General features: G+C 71.3%; 8 protein-coding genes. 5 read left to right on the top strand and 3 right to left on the bottom strand.

Annotated features, from left to right (window positions below; translation table 11 throughout):
• Nucleotides 1-327, bottom strand: a 327-nt coding sequence (locus VFH10_RS02700) for a hypothetical protein (protein ID WP_325125677.1), incomplete at its 3' end; no start/stop codon positions are given.
• 18 nt (nucleotides 328-345) lie between these two features.
• Nucleotides 346-1,491 carry a hypothetical protein gene (locus VFH10_RS02695; protein ID WP_325125676.1) on the bottom strand — a complete coding sequence of 382 codons (1,146 nt, stop codon included), beginning with the start codon at nucleotides 1,489-1,491 and terminating at the stop codon, nucleotides 346-348.
• A 279-nt stretch (nucleotides 1,492-1,770) separates the two neighbouring features.
• Here VFH10_RS02695 and VFH10_RS02690 point away from each other — a divergent pair, with 279 nt between their 5' ends.
• From VFH10_RS02690 to VFH10_RS02670, 5 genes are all read left to right on the top strand, one after another.
• Complete coding sequence (locus tag VFH10_RS02690; protein WP_325125675.1) at nucleotides 1,771-2,025, top strand: hypothetical protein; 255 nt, start codon at nucleotides 1,771-1,773, stop codon at nucleotides 2,023-2,025.
• Nucleotides 2,026-2,163: 138 nt separating this feature from the next.
• Nucleotides 2,164-3,645: a DUF4389 domain-containing protein gene (locus VFH10_RS02685; RefSeq protein ID WP_325125674.1), complete on the top strand. Its 1,482-nt coding sequence runs from the start codon at nucleotides 2,164-2,166 to the stop codon at nucleotides 3,643-3,645.
• A gap of 181 nt (nucleotides 3,646-3,826) precedes the next feature.
• Nucleotides 3,827-4,339 (top strand): DUF6318 family protein, encoded by a 513-nt coding sequence (locus tag VFH10_RS02680; RefSeq protein ID WP_325125672.1) that lies wholly within the window; start codon nucleotides 3,827-3,829, stop codon nucleotides 4,337-4,339.
• A gap of 120 nt (nucleotides 4,340-4,459) precedes the next feature.
• Nucleotides 4,460-5,017: a DUF6318 family protein gene (locus tag VFH10_RS02675; RefSeq protein WP_325125670.1), complete on the top strand. Its 558-nt coding sequence runs from the start codon at nucleotides 4,460-4,462 to the stop codon at nucleotides 5,015-5,017.
• A complete protein-coding gene (locus VFH10_RS02670) occupies nucleotides 4,972-5,868 on the top strand; it encodes a hypothetical protein (protein WP_325125668.1) in 897 nt (298 codons plus the stop codon). The genes VFH10_RS02675 and VFH10_RS02670 overlap by 46 nt, the downstream gene beginning before the upstream one ends.
• A gap of 30 nt (nucleotides 5,869-5,898) precedes the next feature.
• Here VFH10_RS02670 and VFH10_RS02665 read toward each other — a convergent pair.
• The coding region (locus tag VFH10_RS02665; RefSeq protein WP_325125666.1) for a barstar family protein at nucleotides 5,899-6,199 on the bottom strand (301 nt) is incomplete at its 5' end.

Genomic DNA, 6,199 nt, shown 5'->3' with positions numbered 1-6,199 from the left:
GCCGAGCGGCCGGAGCTGGTCGGTGACCAGGCTGCGGATGTTGTCGGCGCTGACCGTCCGACCGGACCGCTCCGACACCACGGCCGCGACCTGGTCGTAGTCGCGGTGCCCGTCGACCGCCTCCAGGGTCTGGTAGAGCAGCGGCGTGAGCTGGACCGTCTGGCCGTCGGTACGGCGCGCCAGGGCCGGCGGGGTCCGGTAGCCGGATCCCGCCATCTCGCCGATGAGCTCGACGCCTTCGGCCCGGCGCAGCACCTCGCCACCGACGGTGTCGGCATGCGTGGGTGTCGCGCCGGGCTGCTCGGAGGCGTCCCGGAGGTCGGACACGTGGGTTCGGACCGGTCCTTACTGCTGGATGTCGGACTCTTGGCCGGCGTTGGCGGTCGCGTCGCCCTCGATGTTCTGCTCGATGATCGCGTCCTGCTGGGACACGGCGATCGCGTCGCTGTCCACGGAGCCGATGTTGGCCGCGACGCCGGCGTTGATCGGCGCCGCCACGTTGGCGTTGGCTGCCACCGCACCGTTGATCGGGGCGGCCAGGTCGGCGTCCGCTGCCAGGTCGACGTTCACGTTGAGCAGGTTGCCGCTGAGGGCACCCTCGCCGAGCTGGTCGGTCACGTCGCCTACTGCGCCGCCCACCCCGTCGGTGGCTCCGCCAACTGCGCCGCCCAACCCGTCGGTGGCACCGCCTACCGCTCCGCCGACGCCGTCGGTGGCACCGCCTACCGCTCCGCCGACGCCGTCCGTGGCACCAGAGGCGCCGCCGGTCGCGCCGTCGACCGTGTCGGTCACGCCGTCCACGGTCCCGTCGACCGTGTCGCCCACGCCACCGGTGGCTCCGCCGGTCGCGCCGTCGACCGTGTCGGTCACGCCGTCCACGGTCCCGTCGACCGTGTCGCCGAGACCGCCGGTCGCGCCGCCCACGGCACCGGTCGCGCCGCCGACGACTCCGTCCACGGTGTCGCCGGCACCGCCGACCACGCCGCCCACGGTGTCACCGACACCGCCGACCACGCCGCCGAGCGAGTCGCCGAGACCGTCGGTCTCGGTGCCGGCGGGTGCGGAACCGGTGGGCGCACCAGTGGCGGCCCCGGTGTCGGTCGCGGTGCCCGCGGCCGTGCCGGTCGCGGGGGCCTCGATGCCGCCGCCCGTCGTACCGCCGTCGACGACGTCGTTGCTCTGGTCGAGGTCGCTGGTCTGGTCGGCGGTCGCCGTGGAGTCGCCGACGATGTTCTGGGTGATCATCGCGCCCTGGTCGCCGAGGGCCTGCGCGGAACCGCCCATGGACAGGACGTTCGCACTGGCGGCGGCGTTGATCGGGGCGGCGATGTTCGCGTTCGCGGCGACCGCGAGGTCGACCGGTGCGGCCACGTCGAGTGCGATGTCGAGGTCGGCGTTGAGGTCGAGGATCGAGACGACCTCCTTGTCGGGCAACGCGGTGGCGTTCTCGGCTGCCAGCTCTTCGGGGCTCAGGCCCTGCTCGTCACTCATGTTTTCGATCTCCCTCTGGCGCAGCGTGGGTGGCCGCGCCTCAACCGATAGTTGTGTCTGCGACCCGTACCCAAGGGCATTCCCGACAAACACCAGGACCGCGCTCCGAGGCGCAAAGTCGTCCGAATTGCGAGGTTCCACGGCGCCGGACGGCGCGTTCATGCGCCCGTCCCTGCGGCATCGGCGAGAATGCTCCCCGTGACGTTGGTGGCGACCGGGCGGGGTGCAGTGAACGAAGGCAGGCGACGGGCCGAACGGCAGAGGCACCCGGAACGCCGGATGCCCCTGTTGCTCCTGGGACTCGGGGCGGTGGTCTCCGGGGTGGCCTGGGTGTTCCTGGTGAACGCCGCCATCGACTTCGGCCGCTCCGCCCGTGGCGGGGACGCGACGGCCTGGCTGTTCACGGCGGCCGCGACGCTCGGGGCGATCCTCTGCCTGTTGCTGCTGTTCGTGCTCGCCGCCCGGGTGCTCTCGGCGCTCGGGTGGGTCAGCGACTACAAGCCGCGTCGCTCCAACGGCCGCCGCGCCAAGTAGGCCGACGGCCGGTCCGCCCGCCGCTGGCGCACTGTCGTGCCGCGCGGACCCCTTCGGGACCTAGGGCCCGCGGACAGGGCCCATAGCCCACTGCCGCTCCCCTGCCTCCGGCGAAAGGCTGGAGGCAGGAAAGAGGCGATGGACATGGCTGCCGCGGCGTACCCGATCCATATCGACGCCCAGCTCGACTCCGGGCTGAGCCGTTGGCTCTGGCTGGTGAAGTGGGTGCTGGCGATCCCGCACTACTTCGTGCTGGCCTTCCTCTGGCTGGCGTTCCTGCTGCTGAGCGTCGCGGCGTTCTTCGCGATCCTGTTCACCGGTCGGTACCCGCGCGGCATCTTCGACTTCAACGTCGGGGTGCTGCGGTGGAGCTGGCGGGTGGCCTACTACGCGTACGGCGCGCTGGGCACCGACCGGTACCCGCCGTTCACGCTCGCCGAGGTGGCGGACTACCCCGCACACCTCTCCGTCGACTACCCCGAGCACCTGTCCCGCGGCCTGGTGCTGGTGAAGTGGTGGCTGCTCGCCATCCCGCACTACCTGGTGGTGGCGTTCTTCGTCGGCGGCGGCGTGTACGTCGGCTTCGAGACGTCCGGCTCAGATCCCGGGCCCGTGCTTTGGGCGAGCGGGCTGATCGGCGTGCTGGTGCTGGTCGCCGCGGTGGTGCTGCTGGTGACCGGGAGGTACCCGCAGCCGATCTACGACTTCGTGCTCGGCATGAACCGGTGGGCGCTCCGGGTCGCTGCCTACGCCGGGCTGATGACCGACGAGTACCCGCCGTTCCGCCTCGACCTCGGTGGCCCCGAGCCGGGCAGCCGGCTGACCGTGCCACCCGCGCCTCCAGTGTCTCCGTCCGCTCCTCACGGTCCGGGCGTGCCGGCCCCGCCGCCCCCGTCCGGGGCCGGCGCGCCTGCCTCCCCCTCCCCCGGGACGACGGGCTGGGGTGCCGGGCGGGTGACCGCCCTGGTCCTGGGGATCCTCGCGCTGATGATGTCGCTGGGACTCGGCGCGGCCGCGGGAGCCGTGCTGTACGCCGACCAGACGATGCGCGACGCCGACGGCTACTTCGCTTCGGACCCGCAGCCGCTCTCGACGGGCACCTACGCACTCGTGTCCGACGACCTGGAGCTGCACGTCGGCGTCGACTGGCTCCCCGAGGACTTCCTGGGCGACGCACGGGTCACCGCGTCGGCGGGCGCGGACATGCCGGTGTTCGTGGGCGTCGCGGCGGCGAGCGACGTGGACGGGTACCTGGACGGTGTCGCGCACGCCGTCGTGACGGGTCTCCCGGCGTCGGACGCCCTGGGCGCACCGTCGTACCGCACCGAGCCGGGGAGCGGACCGGCCACCGAGCCCGCGGCCGCGGGCTTCTGGGTGGCGCAGAGCTCCGGCACCGGCAGCCAGGCCATCGAGTGGCCGGTGCGGGAGGGGACCTGGTCGGTGGTCGTCATGAACGCCGACGGCAGCCGGCTCGTCGACGCCGACGTCACGGCCGGCGTCACCGTGCCGGCGCTGACCTGGACGGTCACCACGCTGCTCGTGCTGACTGTCGCTGGGCTGGTGATCGCCGCGGTGCTGCTCGCGGTGGCGCTGCACCGGCCGCGGGAGACGACTTCATGACGACCTTCGTCCCGGCCGACTCCTCGGTCGCCTTCGTCCTCGCCGGCGTCGCGGTGGCCTTCGGCGCCGGCGAGGCGGTGCGGCTGGTCTGACCCGGCCGAGCCGCCCCTCGCGCGCGACGTATCCGATTCGTGACCTACGGATTCTTGGTCCGTGCCCTTCGCGTGTCACCATCGAGCACGTGTTTCGCATCGTCTCCCGCACCGCCGCTGCCGCGTCCGTCGTACTCCTGCTGTCCCTGACCGCCTGTGGCGGCGAGGACGAGCCCGCCGCCTCCGAGAGCGAGGTGCCGGCCTTCGCCGACAACGAGGGCGCCGCCGGGGCCGAGCAGTTCGTGGGCTTCTGGACCGACACCCTCAACCAGGCGACCGCCAGTGGCGACACCGAGGAGCTCAGGTCGCTGTCCGCCGACGCGTGCAAGGCCTGTGGCGACTTCGCCACCCAGCTCGACCAGATCTACGCGGCCGGCGGCCGGGTCGAGTCCGACGGCTGGGAGATCAACAAGGTCGTCCCCGAGGCCGGGGCCACGGACAACGAGGTCGGCCTGCTGGTGACGTTCACGGTGTCGCCGCAGAAGGTGTTCCCGTCGGAGGACGCCAAGGCGCAGAAGTTCGAGGGCGGCAACCAGGGCTTCCGCTTCCACCTGGTCCGCGAGCAGGGCGAGTGGCAGGTGCACGACCTGTCCCCCCGGTGACCCTGGGCTGAATCGTCCACAGATGTGCGGTCGGGTCTGGAAACCCGGCCGAGGCGCTGGGTAGGTTGCTGGGCACCGGCGTCTCGAGGTCGCCGGCCCGATCGTCTTGGGGGTCGAGGCATGCGCGTACGCCTGCTCGCGGCAGTCGCCGGTGCGGCACTGCTCGCCACGTCGGGGTGTACGTCGGACGAGGCGCCCGAGCCGGCGCCGCTGCCGACCGAGTCCTCGTCACCGTCCGATTCGGGCAGCCCGTCGCCGGCCGCGCCGACGCTGCCGCCGGAGGCCGAGGGCACGTCGCCCGCGGCGGCCAAGGCGTTCGCCCTGCACTACGTCGATCTGGTCAATTACGCATCAAACACCGGCGACGTGAGTCCCCTCAAACGAATGCGGCAAAGACGTTGCGACGTCTGCCGCGGGATCGAATCCGGGATCGCCACGGTCTACAAAGACGGCGGTCGCCTTGAAGGTGAGGGTTGGACCGTGACCTCAGCCCAAGTGTTGCCAGTCGCTGGCCAGGGTCTTGTGGTGGCGCTGACGATCCGTATTGCCAGCGAGCGGCGGTACGAAAGCGGGAACTCCGAACCAACAGTCTCGAAGGCGACTAAGGGACTGCTCGACGTGCACATGGAGCCATGGCACGGCACGTGGACGGTTTTTCGATTGGTTCCGAACCGGTGATCGCCAAGCTTGCAGTGAACGCCGTTCTCATGTTGGGCGGATTGGCGTTCTTGGGTGAAAATCCCACACCAGAGGTTTCGGGCGGCGCCGAAGGCAACGCCGCGTGGATCGCGGCAGAGCAGGCCGCGGCCGGCGATCAGGGTGAAATCACAGTGTCTGAGCCTTCGCAAGCCGCAGATGATGTCCCCTACGTGGCGTACCGCTGGGTCTCAGCCTGCAGCTCCGCTTCGGGTGGCGGCGACGGAACGGTGGTCGTGGATTGCCCGGCCGCCCGGGCGTGCCCGGACCCGGTGGAACGCGTCTGGCGATTGTGGGGGCGGCTCGACGGTGACCAACAAGGGTGGGAACCGCTCTACACCCAATGCTTCGGGCGGCCACCGACCACCGCCGACACCCCGCGACCGACTGTGACACCCGGCCGCGTGCTGACCGCCCTGCGACAGATCGGCCTGCCCGCCCTGGAGGCGAAGACCCAGCCGGCAGGTAAGACGCTGGTGAACTTCGAGACGATCTTCTACGCCGAACCCCAGCCGTTCACCCGCACCATCACCCTGCTCGGCCAGAGCGTCGACGTCGAGGCCACCCCGGCGACGTACACCTGGCACCACGGCGACGGCACCAGCGCCAGCACCCAGACCCCGGGCGCCAGGTACCCGGCCAAAGACGTCGTCCACGAGTACACCGACGCGCACACGACGGTGAGCCCCCGCGTCGACGTCACCTACACGGCGCGGTTCCGGGTCAACGGCGGCGCCTGGCAGGACATCCCGGAGACGGTCACGATCACCGGCCCGGGCGGCAGCCTACGCATCGCCGAGGCCACCGCGGTGCTCTCCGGCAGCTACCGCTGACGGGTCCCGACGGCCTCTACGGGCGAAGGGTCAGTGCTTGACCGGGAGCTCCGGAAGGTCGAGCGGCGGACCCTCACCGCGCAGGATCGCGGAGAACTTGCAGCCGCGGTCGGCGTTGGCGCGGCCGCCCAGCACGCTCAACGCCACCTGGAACGCCTGCTCGTCGTGCCGGGCGAACGGACTCCAGCCATCCCACAGCAGGACCACGCCGTTGCGGTCCCCGGCCGAGATGTCGGCCAGGCAGTCGGAGAGGGCGTCGAAGTTCTCGCCGAGCTGGTCGTCGATGTCGAACGCGGCCGCACATGCCTTCAGGAACGACTGCTTGTCCTCG

Origin of the sequence: Nocardioides sp. (assembly GCF_035697785.1) — a bacterium.
Classification (GTDB): domain Bacteria; phylum Actinomycetota; class Actinomycetes; order Propionibacteriales; family Nocardioidaceae; genus Nocardioides_B.
This window is presented reverse-complemented; position numbering and strand designations above follow the sequence as displayed.

Bases quoted from the DNA above. Each gene is read 5' to 3' on its own strand.
- VFH10_RS02695 (WP_325125676.1), bottom strand. From the start codon at position 1,491: ATGAGTGACGAGCAGGGCCTGAGCCCCGAAGAGCTGGCAGCCGAGAAC.
- VFH10_RS02690 (WP_325125675.1), top strand. From the start codon at position 1,771: ATGCCCCTGTTGCTCCTGGGACTCGGGGCGGTGGTCTCCGGGGTGGCC.
- VFH10_RS02675 (WP_325125670.1), top strand. From the start codon at position 4,460: ATGCGCGTACGCCTGCTCGCGGCAGTCGCCGGTGCGGCACTGCTCGCC.
- VFH10_RS02670 (WP_325125668.1), top strand. From the start codon at position 4,972: ATGGCACGGCACGTGGACGGTTTTTCGATTGGTTCCGAACCGGTGATC.
- VFH10_RS02685 (WP_325125674.1), top strand. From the start codon at position 2,164: ATGGACATGGCTGCCGCGGCGTACCCGATCCATATCGACGCCCAGCTC.